The 15,152-nt window shown below is 62.5% G+C and carries 15 protein-coding genes; 1 reads left to right on the plus strand and 14 read right to left on the minus strand.

The annotated features are described in order from the left end of the window. The first annotated feature begins 3 nt into the window (after positions 1 to 3). Complete coding sequence (locus NCR35_RS09880) at positions 4 to 693, plus strand: glutathione binding-like protein (protein WP_250534229.1); 690 nt, start codon at positions 4 to 6, stop codon at positions 691 to 693. Here the strand turns inward: NCR35_RS09880 and NCR35_RS09885 are convergent. The 14 genes from NCR35_RS09885 to nuoE form a co-directional block, all read right to left on the minus strand. Next, positions 690 to 1,145 carry a MaoC family dehydratase gene (locus NCR35_RS09885; protein ID WP_250534230.1) on the minus strand — a complete coding sequence of 152 codons (456 nt, stop codon included), beginning with the start codon at positions 1,143 to 1,145 and terminating at the stop codon, positions 690 to 692. The two genes, NCR35_RS09880 and NCR35_RS09885, sit on opposite strands and share 4 nt — an antisense overlap. 218 nt (positions 1,146 to 1,363) lie before the next feature. Further along, positions 1,364 to 1,813 (minus strand): DUF1178 family protein, encoded by a 450-nt coding sequence (locus NCR35_RS09890; RefSeq protein WP_250534231.1) that lies wholly within the window; start codon positions 1,811 to 1,813, stop codon positions 1,364 to 1,366. Between the two features lie 197 nt (positions 1,814 to 2,010). Further along, positions 2,011 to 2,607 carry an NUDIX domain-containing protein gene (locus tag NCR35_RS09895; protein WP_250534232.1) on the minus strand — a complete coding sequence of 199 codons (597 nt, stop codon included), beginning with the start codon at positions 2,605 to 2,607 and terminating at the stop codon, positions 2,011 to 2,013. A gap of 49 nt (positions 2,608 to 2,656) precedes the next feature. Further along, positions 2,657 to 2,977, minus strand: coding sequence for a DUF2818 family protein (locus tag NCR35_RS09900; protein WP_175944090.1), 321 nt, complete (start codon positions 2,975 to 2,977; stop codon positions 2,657 to 2,659). Continuing rightward, positions 2,977 to 4,449, minus strand: coding sequence for an NADH-quinone oxidoreductase subunit NuoN (nuoN, locus tag NCR35_RS09905; protein WP_250534233.1), 1,473 nt, complete (start codon positions 4,447 to 4,449; stop codon positions 2,977 to 2,979). Before nuoN ends, NCR35_RS09900 begins: the two co-directional genes overlap by 1 nt. A gap of 25 nt (positions 4,450 to 4,474) precedes the next feature. Next, positions 4,475 to 5,965: an NADH-quinone oxidoreductase subunit M gene (locus NCR35_RS09910; protein WP_175944094.1), complete on the minus strand. Its 1,491-nt coding sequence runs from the start codon at positions 5,963 to 5,965 to the stop codon at positions 4,475 to 4,477. Positions 5,966 to 5,978: 13 nt separating this feature from the next. After that, positions 5,979 to 8,072 (minus strand): NADH-quinone oxidoreductase subunit L, encoded by a 2,094-nt coding sequence (nuoL, locus tag NCR35_RS09915; protein WP_250534234.1) that lies wholly within the window; start codon positions 8,070 to 8,072, stop codon positions 5,979 to 5,981. Positions 8,073 to 8,089: 17 nt separating this feature from the next. Continuing rightward, positions 8,090 to 8,395 (minus strand): NADH-quinone oxidoreductase subunit NuoK, encoded by a 306-nt coding sequence (gene nuoK / locus NCR35_RS09920; protein ID WP_007588140.1) that lies wholly within the window; start codon positions 8,393 to 8,395, stop codon positions 8,090 to 8,092. 20 nt (positions 8,396 to 8,415) lie between these two features. Further along, entirely contained in the window at positions 8,416 to 9,114 is a 699-nt protein-coding gene (locus NCR35_RS09925) for an NADH-quinone oxidoreductase subunit J (protein ID WP_244846708.1), read from the minus strand. A gap of 131 nt (positions 9,115 to 9,245) precedes the next feature. Further along, positions 9,246 to 9,734, minus strand: a complete 489-nt coding sequence (nuoI, locus tag NCR35_RS09930) for an NADH-quinone oxidoreductase subunit NuoI (protein WP_159836462.1) — start codon at positions 9,732 to 9,734, stop codon at positions 9,246 to 9,248. A gap of 35 nt (positions 9,735 to 9,769) precedes the next feature. Further along, complete coding sequence (nuoH, locus tag NCR35_RS09935; protein ID WP_175944100.1) at positions 9,770 to 10,834, minus strand: NADH-quinone oxidoreductase subunit NuoH; 1,065 nt, start codon at positions 10,832 to 10,834, stop codon at positions 9,770 to 9,772. Beyond that, a complete protein-coding gene (gene nuoG / locus NCR35_RS09940; RefSeq protein WP_250534235.1) occupies positions 10,835 to 13,171 on the minus strand; it encodes an NADH-quinone oxidoreductase subunit NuoG in 2,337 nt (778 codons plus the stop codon). Between the two features lie 49 nt (positions 13,172 to 13,220). Continuing rightward, entirely contained in the window at positions 13,221 to 14,543 is a 1,323-nt protein-coding gene (gene nuoF, locus NCR35_RS09945; protein ID WP_250534236.1) for an NADH-quinone oxidoreductase subunit NuoF, read from the minus strand. Next, complete coding sequence (gene nuoE, locus NCR35_RS09950; RefSeq protein ID WP_244846713.1) at positions 14,540 to 15,025, minus strand: NADH-quinone oxidoreductase subunit NuoE; 486 nt, start codon at positions 15,023 to 15,025, stop codon at positions 14,540 to 14,542. Before nuoE ends, nuoF begins: the two co-directional genes overlap by 4 nt. Positions 15,026 to 15,152 lie beyond the last annotated feature (127 nt).

The raw sequence follows: 15,152 nt of genomic DNA on the forward strand, positions 1-15,152 counted from the left end.
CACATGATCGACGTGTATAGCTGGCCGACGCCCAACGGGCACAAGATTCACATCATGTTGGAGGAAACCGGCCTCGAATACCGGGCTCATCCCGTCGATATCGGCGCGGGCGACCAGTTCAAACCCGACTTTCTCGCGATCAGCCCGAACAACAAGATTCCGGCGATCATCGACAACGACGGCCCGGAAGGCAAGCCGTTCGCGTTGTTCGAATCCGGCGCGATCCTCGTGTATCTCGCGGAGAAGACGGGCAAACTGCTGCCCGCGGATGCCATCGGCCGCTATACGACGATTCAATGGCTCATGTTCCAGATGGGCGGCGTCGGACCGATGCTCGGACAGACGCATCACTTTCGCAACTACGCGCCCGAGAAGATCGACTACGCGATCAACCGCTACACCAACGAAGCGCGCCGGCTCTACGGCGTGATGGACAAGCAGCTCGGCGTCACGCAATACCTCGCGGGCAACGAGTACACGATTGCGGACATCGCGACCTTCCCGTGGACGCGTTCGTGGGAGAACCAGGGCATCGTGCTCGATGAATTCCCGAACGTGAGGCGCTGGTTCGATGCGATCGCGGCGCGGCCGGCCGTGGAGCGCGGCGTGCAGGTGCTGGCGCGCGAACGCAAGCCCTTTACCGACAAGGAAAAGGAAGTGCTGTTCGGCGCGACGCAGTACGCGAAGCGCTAGATCGCGGCAGGCTTGCGCAGCCCGAACAGCGCAGCCGAATCGACGGTCAGCACCAGTTCGCCGTCCTGATTGTGCGCTTCCCAGCGTGTGGAGACGATACCGCGGTCCGGCTTGCTCTTCGACACGCGCTTGTCCAGCACGCGCACGGTGAGCCGCACCGAATCGCCGACGCGCACCGGCTTGAGCCAGCGAATGTTGTCGAGACCGGGCGAGCCCATCGACGTCGAATCGGCGAGCATGTCGCGCACGAGAATGCCCATCATCGCGGAGCACGTGTTCCATCCGCTCGCGACCAGTCCGCCGAAGTGCGACGCCCTGCCCGCTTCGTCCGAGAGATGAAACGGCTGAGGATCGTAGCGGCTCGCGAAGTCGATGATCTCCTCGCGGCTGAACGTGTGCGCGCTCAGCGTCACCGCCGCGCCGACTTCAAAATCCTCGAAGCTGTAGGTCATGGGTAGGTCCTCGTTTTAGCGTCAGACAATCGAAGGCGGCAGGAAGCGCCGGATCGCGCTCAGGGAAGCGGGACCGGTGCGATTGATAACGAGCAATTCGGGGACGATGCGAGGCGGGACGGCGCCAAGACGCAGCCGTGATACGCACGGAAAGAATGACGACTCATACGCGATGTCTCCTTGTCGGGCCGAAGCCGGGAAGACGCCGCGTTCAGTCTTTACTGCAGCGGCTCCTTCAACGCGGCCGGCACGGGCAGCGGCATCACTTCGATGCCTTCTTCCAGCAAAGCGTGCGCGTCTTCCGGCGTCGTGACGCCGCGGATATTGCGCGCCGGCGCCTCGTTGTAATGGATGCGCCGCGCCTCTTCGGCGAAACGCTCGCCCACGTTCTCGGTCTTCTCGATCAGCTCGCGCATGAACTGGAGCGCACGCGCCTGCATGGTGGCCGCATCCGGCGATGCGTTCGGCGCTTGCGCCTGCACCGACGCCTCCCCACGCGCCGAAGACAAATTCAGCCGCGGCGCGGACGGCATGCGACTGACATCCGTCGTCGAGCAAACGGGACACGCGACCAGCTTGCGGCCCAGTTGCGACTCGAATTCTTCGGTCGAAGCAAACCAGCCTTCAAAGCGATGTTCGTGCGAGCACTTTAAATCGAGGACCTTCATGCTGATGGGACTTCGGTGAGTTTATCTCAGAATCGCGTTTTGCGAACGATCGTGCGCTGGCTCGTCATGCCGCGACGTGCGGAAGCGAGCGACTTCAGATTCTAGCTGTTCGGCGCTTTCGCCGCCGAGCGCGGGCGTCAAAACGACAAAAGCGGCCAACGCGGCCGCTTTCCGTGATGACAGAGCCAGCCGGCGTCTTACTCAGCCGCCCTGCCCGCCTGCCATTCGCCCGAGCGAATCTTCTCGAGCCAGAACGCGCCGATGATCGTCTTCACATCGCTGATCGTGCCGTCCTTGACCCACGCCATCAACTGCGCTTCGTCCGCGATGAACGTTTCGAGGAACTCGCCTTCGTCGAGCTTCGCGTCGCCAGCCGTGAGACCGCGCGCCAGATACAGGTCGATGAATTCCGTCGAATACGAAATGACCGGATGAATGCGCGTCAGAAAGATCCATTCGCGCGCGGTGTAGCCGGTTTCCTCCTGCAATTCGCGCTTCGCGCACGTCAATTCGTCCTCGTTCGGATCGAGCTTGCCTGCCGGGAATTCGAGCAGCACGCGCCCGACCGGATAGCGGAACTGACGTTCGAGCAGCACGCGGCCATCGTCGAAAACCGGCAGGATCATCACCGCACCCGGGTGCTCGACGAACTCGCGCGTGGCGTGCTTGCCGTCGGGCAACGCCACCGTATCGCGCTTGAGCGTGAGGAACTTGCCTTCATGCAGCGTGACGCTTTCGACCTTTTTCTCGATGAGGCCGTCGTCGTTATCGGAAACGGAGAACTGGTCTGCCATCTTGCACCCTGTGCCGGTTAAGCAAACAGCCGCCGAGGGCGCGAAGCCATCAGCGGCGTTTGACGAGATATTGATAGGTGAAGCCCGGAAACGCGAGCACCACGAACAGACTGAAGGTGATGGCGTAGAACTGCCATCCCTGATCGAAACGGTTGCCGGCGCGCGCTTCGAGCATGAAGCCGAGCGCGCCGACCACGAAGTAGAGAACGATTAGCTCGCCGATCCTGATCCATGCGCTCTTCTTCGCCGCCTGATGGCGCGTCGGCGCCGGCAGCGGCACCGGCACGACAGCGAAGAGGCGCTGGTTCAGGAACGGCACGTTGGCGCCGACGAGCGCCAACAGCACGATAAACCAGCCCGCAGCCGACATTACAGCGGCAGCGTATGCGTGATTGCTTGCAGGCAAGCCGACATCAGCGGGCCCGGAACCAGACCCAGCACCAGCACGGCCAAACCGTTGAACGCCAAGAGCGAACGATTCAGGCCATCCGCGACGATCGGCGATGCGTCCTGCGGCGCGTCGAAATACATGAGCTTGACGATGCGCAGGTAATAGAACGCGCCCACCAGCGACGTCAGCACGGCCAGCACAGCGAGCCACGTCAGACCGGCATTCATCGTCGCTTCGAGCACGGCGAGCTTCGCGTAGAAGCCGACCGTCGGCGGAATGCCGGCGAGCGAGAACATCATGACCATCATGACGAACGCGAACACCGGGCTGCGCTGGTTGAGGCCCTTGAAGTCGTCGATCTGTTCGGCTTCGAAGTCGCGGCGCGCGAGCAGCATCACGACGCCGAAGGTGCCGAGCGTCGTCACCAGATAGATGATGCTGTAGAACATCGCCGAGCTGTATGCGCCCGCCGCGCCCGTCACCTTGCCGTCGACCACGCCGGCCAGAAGGCCGAGCAGCACGAAGCCCATGTTCGAGATGGCCGAGTACGCCAGCATCCGCTTGATGTTCTTCTGCACGATACCCGTGACGTTGCCGACGATCAGCGACAGCGCCGCGAGAATCACCAGCATCTCCTGCCAGTCGACCGCGAACGGCAGCAGACCCATCACGAGGAAGCGCAGGCCCCACGCGAACGCCGCGACCTTCGGGCCGCCGCCGGTCAGCAGCGTCATGGCCGTCGGCGCGCCTTGATAGACGTCCGGCACCCACATGTGGAACGGCACCGCGCCCATCTTGAACGCCACGCCCGCCACGATGAAGATCACGCCGAAGAGCAGCACCGCGTCGTTGATGCGACCGGACGCCACGGCCTTCAGCACTTCGTTCAGTTCGAGCGAGCCGGTCGCGCCGTACAGCATCGAGATGCCGTAGAGCAGGAAGCCAGACGCGAGCGCGCCGAGCACGTAGTACTTCATCGCCGATTCGTTCGACTGCGGCACGTCCTTGCGCAGCGCGATGACCGCGTACAGCGACAGCGACATCAGTTCGAGACCGAGGTACAGCGTGAGGAAGTTGTTGCCCGAAATCATCACGCACTGGCCGAGCAGCGAGAACAGGCCGAGCAGGAAGAAGTCGCCGCGGAACAGATCGCGGTCCTCCAGATACTTGCGCGAGTAGATGATCGACACCGCGTAGCCGAGCGTCACGACCGCTTTCATCGCGCTCGCGAACGGATCGACGATATACATGCGCGCGAAGAAGTAATGCGGCGTCGGATCGAGCGCCGAGAACGCGAACCACACGCCGACGACGATGGTCGAGACCAGCGCGATCGCGTAGGTCGTGCGGCGGCTCGACGGACCGAACATCGTGTCGTTCAACCAGGCCACGACGACGGCGGCCATCAGGATGCCGTCGGGCAACAGGACACTCATAGGGGCGTTTTGCATGATCTTTTAGTTCCTCCGCACGGCGTTACTGAGCCAGCGGCAGCTTGGACTGCGCGACGTGGGAGAGCAGGTTTGCCACCGACTCGTGCATCACGTCGGTGAAGGGCTTCGGATGCAGGCCCATATAGAGCGTGAACAGCGCGAGCACGAGCAGCATGAACATCTCACGCTTGTTGATGTCCGCGAGCTTCGCGACGTGGTCGTTCGCAACCGCGCCGAAATACACGCGCTTGTACATCCACAGCGTGTAGGCCGCGCCCAGAATCAGCGTGAACGTGGCGAGGAAGCCGATCCAGAAGTTGAACTTCACGGCAGCCAGAATCACCATGAACTCGCCGACGAAACCGGAGGTGCCCGGCAGACCGCAGTTGGCCATCGCGAACAGCATGGAGAACGCGGCGAACTTCGGCATGGTGTTCACGACGCCGCCGTAATCCGCGATCTGACGCGAATGCACGCGGTCGTACAGCACGCCGATGGACAGGAACATCGCGCCCGAGACGAAGCCGTGCGAGATCATCTGGATGATCGCGCCTTCCACGCCCAGCTGGCTGAAGATGAAGAAGCCTAGCGTGACGAAGCCCATGTGCGCGATCGACGAATACGCGACCAGCTTCTTCATGTCGGCCTGCACCATTGCGACGAGCCCGATGTAGATGACCGCGATCAGCGACAGCGTGATGACGACCGGCGCGAGGAAGTGGCTCGCGTCCGGCGCGATCGGCAGCGAGAAGCGCAGGAAACCGTATGCGCCAAGCTTCAGCATGATCGCCGCCAGCACGACGGAACCGCCCGTCGGCGCTTCGACGTGCGCATCCGGCAGCCAGGTGTGAACCGGCCACATCGGCACCTTCACGGCGAAGGCCAGGAAGAACGCGATGAAGAGCAGCACCTGCGGCGTCATGCCGATCTTCGCCGCTTGCCACGTGGCGAGGTCGAACGTGTGCGTCTGCGTGTACAGGTACAGCAACGCGACCAGCATCAACAGCGAGCCGGCGAGCGTGTACAGGAAGAACTTGAACGCCGCATACACGCGATTCGGACCGCCCCACACGCCGATGATGATGTACATCGGAATGAGCGTGGCTTCGAAGAACACGTAGAACAGCAAGCCGTCGGCCGTGGAGAACACGCCGATCATGATGCCCGAGAGGATCAGGAACGCGGCCATGTACTGCGAGACGCGCTCCGTGATGACTTCCCACCCGGCGATCACGACGATCACGGTGATGAGCGCGGTCAGCACGACGAACCACATCGAGATGCCGTCGACGCCCAGGTGATACGTGATGTTGAACCGCTCGATCCAGTTCGCCTGTTCGACGAATTGCAGCGCGGCGCTTGACGTATCGAAGCCGGTGATCAGCGGAAGGGTCACGATCAGACCGAGAACCGAGCCGATCAGCGCGACCCAGCGCGCGGGCGCCGGGTTACGGTCAGAACCTACAGCCAGGACCAGGACGCCGAAGATGATCGGCAGCCAGATCGCGACACTGAGAATCGGAAAAGAGTGCATAGGGTCCCTCGCCTTATTTGCCGCCGAGCGTTACAAACAGGGTCAAGAGCCCCAACATGCCGATAATCATGGCGAACGCGTAGTGATAGATGTAACCGGATTGAAGGAAGCGGATGACACCGGCGAACCAGGCGACGAACCGCGCACTGCCGTTGACGACGCCGTCGATGACGACCACATCGCCCTCTTTCCACAGCCCACGACCGATGGCGACCGCGCCCCGGGCGAAGACCACTTCGTTGATCTTGTCGAAGTAGTACTTGTTGTCGAGCAGCGTGTAGATCGGGCCGAAGCGGCGGCGGATAACCGGCGGCAGATCCGGACGCTTCATATACAGGAACCACGCGACGATCACGCCCGCGAGCGCCAGCCACACCGGCAGGCCCGCGACCGAATGCAGGCCCATCGGGAACCAGCCGTGGAACTCTTCGGCCATTTCGCGCATGCCTTCGTGGTTCTCGGCGATGTAGATCACCTTGTCGAACACCACGCCGTGCGAGAAGAAGTCGCCGAACAGCATCGGGCCGATCATGATCGCGCCGATGATGACCGACGGAATCGCCAGCAGGACCAGCGGCAGCGTGACGACCCACGGGCTTTCGTGCGGCTCGTGTGCGTGGCCGTGGTCATCGTGACCGTGACCGTGACCGTGACCGTGTGCGTGACCATGATTGTCGCTACCGTGGCCCTGACCGTGCGTCGCCTCTTCGGCGCCCATCGGCGAATCGGGATGCTTCGGACCGCGGAACCGCTCCTTGCCGTGGAACACGAGGAAGTACATGCGGAACGAATACAGCGCCGTGACGAAGACGCTCGCCACCACCGCGAAATACGCGAAACCCGAACCCGGCAGATGCGAAAGCTTCACCGCATCGATGATCGAGTCCTTCGAATAGAAGCCCGAGAAGAACGGCGTACCGATCAGCGCCAGCGAACCGATCAGCGACGTGATCCAGGTGATCGGCATGTACTTCGCCAGCCCGCCCATGTTGCGCATGTCCTGGTCGTGGTGCATGCCGATGATGACCGAGCCCGCGCCGAGGAACAGCAGCGCTTTGAAGAACGCGTGCGTGCCCAAGTGGAACACCGCGACCGGGTACGCGGAGACGCCGAGCGCGACCGTCATGTAGCCGAGCTGCGAGAGCGTCGAATACGCGACCACGCGCTTGATGTCGTTCTGCACGACGCCGAGGAGGCCCATGAACAACGCCGTGATCGCGCCGATGACCGTCACGAACGACAGCGCGGCATCCGAATGCTCGAAGAGCGGCGACATGCGCGTAACCATGAAGATACCGGCCGTCACCATCGTTGCCGCGTGAATCAGCGCGGAGATCGGCGTCGGGCCTTCCATCGAATCCGGCAGCCACACGTGCAGCGGGAACTGCGCGGACTTACCCATCGCGCCGATGAAGAGGCAGATGCACGCCACGGTCAAGAGGCCCCAGCTCGTGCCCGGGAACGTCATGGCGGCGAGCTTTTCGCCTTGCGCGAAGACGTCGCCGTAGTTCAGCGAACCCGCGAACGCCAGCAGCAGGCCGATGCCGAGCAGGAAGCCGAAGTCGCCGACGCGGTTGACGATGAACGCCTTCATGTTCGCGTAGATCGCGCTCTCGCGGGTGAAGTAGAAGCCGATCAGCAGATACGAGACGAGACCCACCGCTTCCCAGCCGAAGAACAGCTGCAGGAAGTTGTTGCTCATCACGAGCATCAGCATCGAGAACGTGAAGAGCGAAATGTACGAGAAGAAGCGCTGATAACCGTCTTCTTCCGCCATGTACCCGATGGTGTAGATGTGCACCATCAGCGAGACGAAGGTCACGATGACCATCATCATCGCCGTCAGGGAATCGACGAGGAAGCCGACTTCCATCTTCAGCGAGCCCATCGTCATCCATTCGTAGACGGTGCCGTTGAAGCTCGCGCCCATCATCACGTTGTAGAAGACGAATGCGGACAGGATGAACGAGATGAAGACGCCGAGAATGGTGACGCGGTGCGAGCCCTTGCGCCCCACCGTCTTCCCGAGCAGCCCCGCGATCAGCGAGCCCGCGAGCGGAGCCAGCGGGACCGCGAGCAGGAGGTTTTCATTGAGTGTCGTGGACATAACAGCCTAGCCTGAAATTAACCTTTGAGCTGATCGAGGTCCTCGACGTTGATCGTGTCGAGGCTACGGAACAGGGTCACGAGAATCGCGAGACCGATCGCGGCTTCCGCAGCGGCCACGGTCAGGACGAAGAACACGAAAATCTGGCCGTGAACGTCGCCCAGATAGTGCGAGAACGCGACGAAATTGGTGTTCACCGCAAGCAGCATCAGTTCGATGGCCATCAGGATGATGATGACGTTGCGGCGGTTCAGGAAGATGCCGACGATGCTGATCGCGAAAAGGATCGCGCCGAGCACGAGGTAATGGGCAAGACTCAACATGTTTGTTCTCTCCTTCGCGCTCAGCCCTTGTTGTCCACGGTGCCCGCGCCGATGTTGCCGGTCACGGCAGGTTCCACCGATGCGTCCGGCGCCTGCTTTTCAGCCTGCATCTTCACGAGACGCACGCGGTCCTGGCGGCGAACCTTGACCTGCTTGCTGACGGTTTGCGTCTTCTTGTCCTTCTTGTCGCGCACGGTCAGCGAGATGGCCGCGATGATCGCCACCAGCAGCACGAGACCCGCGATTTCGAACGCGAAGATGTAGTCCGTATAAATGACCTTGCCGATGAGCTGCGTGTTCGGCATCAGCGCCGCGCCGCTCACGCCGGCGCCCGCGGCGGCCGTGCCCGCATCACGCAGCGGCGTGACCGTCGCGCCGTAGCCGTGCCACAGAATCAGCGCCGTTTCGATGACGATGATCGCGCCGACGATGGTCGCGAGCGGCACGAAACGCTTGAAGTCGCGCCGCAGCACGTCGATGTTGATGTCGAGCATCATCACGACGAAGAGGAACAGCACCATCACCGCGCCGACATACACGAGAACCAGCAGGATCGCGAGGAATTCGGCTTGCAACAGCATCCAGATCGCGGCCGCGTTGAAGAACGCGAGCACGAGAAAGAGCGCGGATGACACCGGATTGCGCGAGGTGATCACCTTCAGCGCGGACACGGTCAACAGCAGCGCGAAGATATAGAACAGTACGGTTGTGAATTCCATGATTACCGGTTCATCGTTAGGCCATCATCAGGCAGGGTGTGTCGGCGCGCGGCGCAACGCGCCAACAGCAACAGCAGAATCGCTTTGACTTCGACTCGGACGCCGGCGGCCACGCCGGCATCCGCTTCGCATCAACGGTAAGGCGCGTCGGCCGCCTTCGATGCGGCGATTTCCGTCTCGTAGCGATCGCCCACTGCAAGCAGCATGTCCTTCGTGAAATACAGATCGCCGCGCTTTTCGCCGTGATATTCGAGGATATGCGTCTCGACGATCGAATCGACCGGGCAGCTCTCTTCGCAGAAGCCGCAGAAGATGCACTTGGTCAGGTCGATGTCGTAGCGCGTCGTGCGACGGGTATTGTCCGCGCGCGTTTCCGATTCGATGGTGATGGCGAGCGCCGGGCACACCGCTTCGCACAGCTTGCACGCGATGCAGCGCTCTTCGCCGTTTTCATAGCGGCGCAGCGCGTGCAGCCCGCGAAAGCGCGGCGACACCGGCGTCTTTTCTTCCGGGAACTGCACGGTGATCTTGCGCTGGAACGTGTAACGGCCCGTCAGCGCCAGACCCTTCAGCAGTTCGGTCAGGAAGAAGGTCTTAAAGAAGTTCTGAATTGCGTTCATGATGTTTGGTCCGCTCTTGTCCTGGGTTCGTCCGGCTACTTCCAGATGTTGAGCGGCGACATGATCCAGAAACCGATCACGACCACCCACACTACCGAGACCGGCAGGAACACCTTCCAGCCGAGACGCATGATCTGGTCATAGCGGTAGCGCGGGAACGTCGCGCGGGCCCAGATGAAGACCGACAGCAGGAAGAAAACCTTGAGCACGAACCAGAACACGCCCGGGATGAACGACAGGAAGCCGAACGGCGCGTCCCAGCCGCCCAGGAACAGGGTCGTCGCAATCGCCGAGATCACGATCATGTTGATGTACTCGGCGAGGAAGAACAGCGCGAACGCCATGCCCGAGTAGTCGATCATGTGACCGGCGACGATTTCCGATTCGCCTTCCACCACGTCGAACGGGTGACGGTTCGTTTCAGCGATGCCCGAAATGAAGTACACGACGAACATCGGCAGAAGCGGCAGCCAGTTCCACGACAGGATGTTGACGCCGAAGCCCGCGAAGATGCCGCGCTGCTGCGAAGCGACGATATCCGACATGTTCAGCGTGCCCGCGACCATCAGCACCACGACGAGCGCGAAGCCCATCGAGATTTCGTAGGACACCATCTGCGCCGCCGCGCGCATGGCGCCGAGGAACGCGTACTTCGAGTTCGACGCCCAGCCCGCGAGGATCACGCCGTACACGCCGATCGACGAGATCGCCATGATGTACAGGAGACCCGCGTTGATGTTGCCGAGCACGGCTTTCGCCTGGAACGGGATGACCGCCCAGACCGCGAAGGCCGGAACCACGGTCATGATCGGCGCGATGACGTAGATCCACTTGCTCGCCTGCGTCGGCTGAATGACTTCCTTCAGCAGGAGCTTCAGCACGTCCGCGATTGGCTGCAGCAAGCCTGCAGGGCCGACGCGGTTCGGGCCGAGACGCACGTGCATCCAGCCGATGAGCTTGCGTTCCCAAAGAATCAGGTACGCGACGCACAGCAGGATCACCACCGCAACCACGAGGATGCGCACCAGCGCCCACACGGTCGGCCAAGCAACGCCCAGAAGCTGCGTGCCGCCTGCGTTGATCGTATCGAACAAGCCCATTTACGCCTTCTCCACTACCAGTTCACCGAACAGGCCGCCGAGTGCGGCGCCAGCCGCGGTCGCCGCCGACACGCGGACCACCGTTTCCGCGAGGTTCGCGTCGCGCACCGCGGGCATCACCACCGACAGGTCGCCTTGCTTGATGCGCACGGCGTCGCCGTCCTTCAGGCCGAGCTTGTCGAAAAGCGTCGTCGGCAAACCGGCGACATTCGCGTCGCGTGCGGCTGCCGTCAGATGCAGCGACGGCGCGCGGCGCACGAGCGGGTCGGCGTGATAGATCGGAACATCGGCGAGACGCTCGAAGCCGCCCTTCACCGAAATGTTCGATGCAGCGCGCTTCGGTGCGACCGTCGTCTTGTTCGACAGACGCGCGGCAAGGTCGCCCGTGCCGAGCGCCGCGACGCGCACTTCTTCCGCCGTGTCGAATTCGAAGCCCGGCAGGCCGAGCATCGTGCCCAGCACGCGCAGTACCTTCCAGCCCGGACGCGTCTCGCCCAATGCGCGGACGACGCCGTTGAACGACTGCGCCGTGCCTTCCGCGTTGACGAACGTGCCCGACGTCTCCGTGAACGGCGCGATGGGCAGCAGCACGTCGGCGTACTCCATGCCGTGCTTGAACGGCGACATCACGACCACCATTTCGGCGGCCTTCAGCGCCGCGACGGCTTGCGCCGGGTTGGCCGCATCCAGTTCCGGCTCCGCGTTGAAGAGCACGTAGCCCTTGCGCGGCTGTTCGAACGCCGCGCGGGCGTCGAGACCGCCCTCGCCCGGCAGCGCATCGACGAGATAACCGCCCACCGAATTCGCGCCTTCGGTCAGGAAGCCGAGCGTCGCGCCGGTGTTGTCGGCGATCCACTGCGCCGCCGCCTGAATCTGCGCGAAGTCCGGATGCTGGACCGCCACATTGCCGAGCAGCACGACACGCTTCTCGCCCGCCGACAACGATGCCGCTACGTCCTTCGCTGCGGCCGACACTTCGCGACCGGCGAACGCATCAGGCAGCGCGACGCCACGCGCTTCGGAGATCGCACCCGCGATGCCCGCGAGCTGATCGAGCCACGCCGAGGGCGCAGCGACCAGACGATGCGCGGTCGGGATCAGCGAGTCGTCGTTGCTCGCGTTCAGGAACGTGAGCATCGCGCCGTTCTTCGCAGCCTGACGCAGACGCGCGGCGAAGAGCGGATGATCGCGGCGCAGGAACGAGCCGATGACGAACGCCGTATCGACGTTCGACAGATCCGCGATCTTCACGCCGAGCCACGGCGCGCCCGCGCCCACCGGCGCGGAAAAGTCGCTCTGACGCAGACGGAAATCGACGTTCGGCGAGCCGACGCCTTCCGCGAACTGCTTCAGCAGATAGAGTTCTTCGACGGTGCTATGCGGCGTCGCGAGTGCGGCGATGGCGTTCGCGCCATGATCCGCCTTGATGCCCTTGATGCCCTTCGCCACGTACTCGAGCGCCGTCTGCCAGTCCGTTTCGATCCACTTGCCGCCCTGCTTGAGCATCGGCGTGGTCAGGCGTTCGTCGCTGTTGAGCGCTTCGTACGAGAAGCGGTCCTTGTCCGAGATCCAGCATTCGTTGATGGCTTCGTTTTCCATCGGCAGAACGCGCATCACGCGGTTGTTCTTCACCTGAACGACCAGGTTCGAACCGACGGAATCGTGCGGGCTCACCGACTTGCGGCGCGACAATTCCCACGTCCGCGCGCTGTAGCGGAACGGCTTGCTCGTGAGCGCGCCGACCGGGCACAGGTCGATCATGTTGCCCGACAGTTCCGAATCCACCGTCTTGCCGACGAACGACGTGATTTCCGAATGCTCGCCGCGGCCCAGCATGCCGAGTTCCATGACGCCGGCGATTTCCTGACCGAAGCGCACGCAGCGCGTGCAGTGGATGCAGCGCGTCATCTCTTCCATCGAGATGAGCGGGCCCACGTTCTTGTGGAACACCACGCGCTTTTCTTCGTTGTAGCGCGACTGGGACTTGCCGTAACCCACGGCCAGATCCTGCAACTGGCACTCGCCGCCCTGATCGCAGATCGGGCAATCCAGCGGGTGATTGATCAGCAGGAACTCCATCACCGACTGTTGCGCCTTCACGGCCTTGTCGGAGGCGGTCCGCACGACCATGCCGGCCGAAACGGGCGTGGCGCACGCGGGGACGGCCTTCGGCATCTTTTCGACTTCGACGAGGCACATCCGGCAGTTCGCCGCGATCGACAGCTTCTTGTGATAGCAGAAGTGAGGAATGTACGTATCGACCTTGTGCGCAGCCTGGATCACCATGCTGCCTTCGGGCACCTCGACCGTCTTGCCGTCAATTTCTAGTTCAACCATGATGGGGAATGGTCCTCAACCTCTTTCGCGCAACTGACTGTGCGCCTGATTACGCGGTAAGCGCCTCGGACGCCGCATGATGCGCGTGCCCGCCGACGAGACAGTGCTTGTGCTCGACGTGATATTCGAATTCGTTCCAGAAGTGCTTCAGCATGCCGCGCACCGGCATGGCCGCCGCATCGCCGAGCGCGCAGATCGTGCGGCCCATGATGTTTTCGGCGACGGAGTTCAGCAGATCCAGGTCTTCCTTGCGGCCGAGGCCGTGCTCGATGCGATGCACCACGCGATACAGCCAGCCCGTGCCTTCGCGGCAAGGCGTGCACTGACCGCACGACTCCTCGTAATAGAAGTACGACAGGCGCAGCAACGAACGCACCATGCACCGCGTTTCGTTCATCACGATGACCGCGCCCGAGCCGAGCATCGAACCCGCCTTGGCGATCGAATCGTAGTCCATATCGGTCGCGAGCATCATCTCGCCCGGCACCACCGGCGCGGACGACCCGCCCGGAATCACCGCCTTGATCGACTCGCCGCGCACGCCGCCCGCCAGTTCCATCAGCGTCGAGAACGGCGTGCCGAGCGGAATTTCATAGTTGCCCGGACGATTCACGTCGCCCGACACCGAGAAAATCTTCGTGCCGCCGTTGTTCGGCTTGCCGATTTCGAGGTAATTCTGCGGCCCGATCTCCAGCAGGAACGGCACCGCAGCGAACGTCTCGGTGTTGTTGATGGTGGTCGGCTTGCCGTACACGCCGAAGCTCGCCGGGAAAGGCGGCTTGAAGCGCGGCTGGCCCTTCTTGCCTTCCAGCGATTCGAGCAGCGCGGTTTCCTCGCCGCAGATGTACGCACCGTAGCCGTGGTGAGCGTACAACTCGAACGAGAAGCCGGAGCCGAGGATGTTCGCGCCGAGATAGCCGGCTGCGCGCGCTTCTTCCAGCGCGGCTTCGAACACCTTATAGACTTCCCAGATCTCGCCGTGGATGTAGTTGTAGCCGACGGTGATGCCCATCGCATACGCGCCGATGGCCATGCCTTCGATCAGCGCGTGCGGGTTCCAGCGCAGGATGTCGCGGTCCTTGAACGTGCCCGGTTCGCCTTCGTCCGAATTGCAGACGAGATACTTCTGCCCCGGGAACTGACGCGGCATGAAGCTCCACTTCAGGCCGGTCGGGAAGCCCGCACCGCCGCGGCCGCGCAGACCCGACGCCTTGACGTCGGCAATCACCTGCTCGGCCGGAATCTTCTCTTCCAGAATGCGGCGCAGCTGCTTGTAGCCGCCGCGCGCAACGTAATCTTGGAGATGCCAGTTCTCGCCATTGAGGCCAGCGAGGATCAGCGGCTTGATGTGACGATCGTGGAGAGACGTCATTTCGATAGTTCCTCGATCAACTGGTCGATCTTCTCGCGGCTCATGAAGCTGCACATGCGATGGTTGTTCACCAGCACGACAGGCGCATCGCCGCACGCGCCGAAGCACTCGCCTTCTTTCAGCGTGAACTTGCCGTCGGGCGTGGTTTCGCCGAAGTCGATGCCGAGCTTCTGCCGGAGATACTGAGCAGCACTATCCGAGCCGCCGTCCGGGCCGAGCTGGCAGGGCAAGTTCGTGCAGAGCGTGATCTTGTGCTTACCGACCGGCGCGAGCTCGTACATCGTGTAGAACGTGGCGACTTCCTGCACCGCGACCGGCGGCATGCTCAGATAGTCGGCGACGAACTTCATGAGTTCGGGCGAGAGCCATCCGTGCTCTTCCTGAGCGACAGCAAGCGCAGCCATCACCGCCGACTGCTTTTGCTCGGCGGGATACTTCGCGATCGCACGATCGATTTCTTTCAGGCCTTCAGCTGAGATCATTTTCAGACACGACTCTTTCAATTCCTACCGAACGAAAACCTGCCGCGGGCATCTTATTGCGGCAGACCTGGCGTCCTGCGGTTTCCTGTAATTGCTTCAACGCTTGGCGCTCGATTCAGCGCGACGG

This window comes from Caballeronia sp. AZ10_KS36 (assembly GCF_023631105.1).
Classification (GTDB): Bacteria; Pseudomonadota; Gammaproteobacteria; order Burkholderiales; family Burkholderiaceae; genus Caballeronia.